Origin of the sequence: Plebeiibacterium marinum (genome assembly GCF_026013615.1) — a bacterium.
Classification (GTDB): domain Bacteria; phylum Bacteroidota; class Bacteroidia; order Bacteroidales; family Marinilabiliaceae; genus Saccharicrinis; species Saccharicrinis marinus_A.
Genome location: NZ_JAPDPI010000109.1, coordinates 1 through 1,465, shown reverse-complemented (window position 1 = coordinate 1,465; position 1,465 = coordinate 1). Strand labels below are relative to the sequence as shown.

Below are 1,465 nucleotides of genomic sequence, written 5' to 3'. Positions count from 1 at the left end.
TAGTCAGACCTGAAAAAGTACTATTCTTTGAGAATTAATTGTTTTCAGAGAATAGTATTTTTCTAGATATAAAATTCTAAATAAGTCAAAAAGAACTTGCTCTTTAATTTTATTGAGCATTTTCTTTAAATTGAACCCAGTACCAGCTAAAATGGTATTTATTTTATCACCATTAACCCCTTTTAAATAATTTCTTAACATTCTGTGATCATGTTTCATATGACCAATAACCGGCTCTATACCGGCTCTTGCCCTAAATCGTTTTCGTGCTTTTTGTTTCTCGTATTGAGTAGCTCCTTTTTTAGGAACAGTAGGTGATATTATTTCAATACCGTTAATATTTTTCTTTCCCCGATATCCTCTGTCTACAATTCCAACTTTGGGAATGCTTCCTGTCAAGTATTCTGTTTGCTTAAGGTGATCCTCAAGTGTATGTCCATCGTATGGATTATTTTCAAAGGCAATAGCTCCAACGACTATTTTTGTGGTTTTGGTTAGAACAATTCCTGATTTATTTCCGAACTCAAACTTCTTTGCTTCTTTCCCTTTTGCGATACAATTAACTTCTGGTTCATGGATACTGTAAATCTTATTCTTATCTCCTTTTTTTTGAGTTAGAATCTTATTGAGTATAATCAATAATTCTTTATATTTTAGTTTTTGTGTCGGATTAAATTGTCTTTCAATATCTCTGACTTGACGGCCTGCAATGGTCTTTATTTTTCGTAAGGCTGCTTTGGCCTTCTTCCTTCGTTTGGGATGGCTATGGAAACGTTGATCGATCATTAACTGTTTTAAGGTTCGGGTGTAAGTCTGGCGCAGTACTATGCCTTCCAGTTTAGCTATCGTATTAACCTTTTCTATGATGCGCTTATGGAGCTTTGCATCTGTTGGGTAAGTGATATTCTTTTCTTGAACTGTACTGTCTATCAACACCTCTTTCTCTTGAGCCTCTTTGCCAAAAAGTTGCACTGAAATTTTTAGTAGTTTCTCAGCACCTTCTTCTCCTATGCGCTTTCTGAAATGTATAAATTCTGTTGGATCAAAAGGCTTTTCTGTTTGAAAAACTTTCTCCCCACTAAAATATTGCCAATAAGGATTTTCGATCCACCTATCAATAATAGCTTCATCGCTAAGGTTATAAATATGCTTTAGTAAAAGCAAGCCTACAACTTTACGGATTGGAAGCGATGGCCGTCCAAAGTCGGAGTAATAAACTGAAAAATCGGCTTCGACCTTATCCCAATCAATTTGCCTTGACAAAACACATAGTTCGTGCTCCAGGTTAATAAACTTTTCTAAGGGTGTATCAAAAATACTTAACTGCGGGGTATTATCTTGTTTTCCAACCATATCTGCAAGCTTTATGACTAAAATACTCATTTGCTTGCAGAATTATAAACTTAAGAATAAAAGCTTATTAACTGGTTATCAACAATCTATTCCATTTTTAAGGATTGACTAA

At 34.5% G+C, this 1,465-nt stretch carries 1 protein-coding gene; it reads right to left on the bottom strand.

The window, feature by feature from the left end; all coding sequences use genetic code 11:
* Positions 1-3: 3 nt before the first annotated feature.
* Positions 4-1,383, bottom strand: a complete 1,380-nt coding sequence (locus tag OM074_RS21060) for an IS5 family transposase (RefSeq protein WP_301202687.1) — start codon at positions 1,381-1,383, stop codon at positions 4-6.
* Positions 1,384-1,465: the final 82 nt, after the last annotated feature.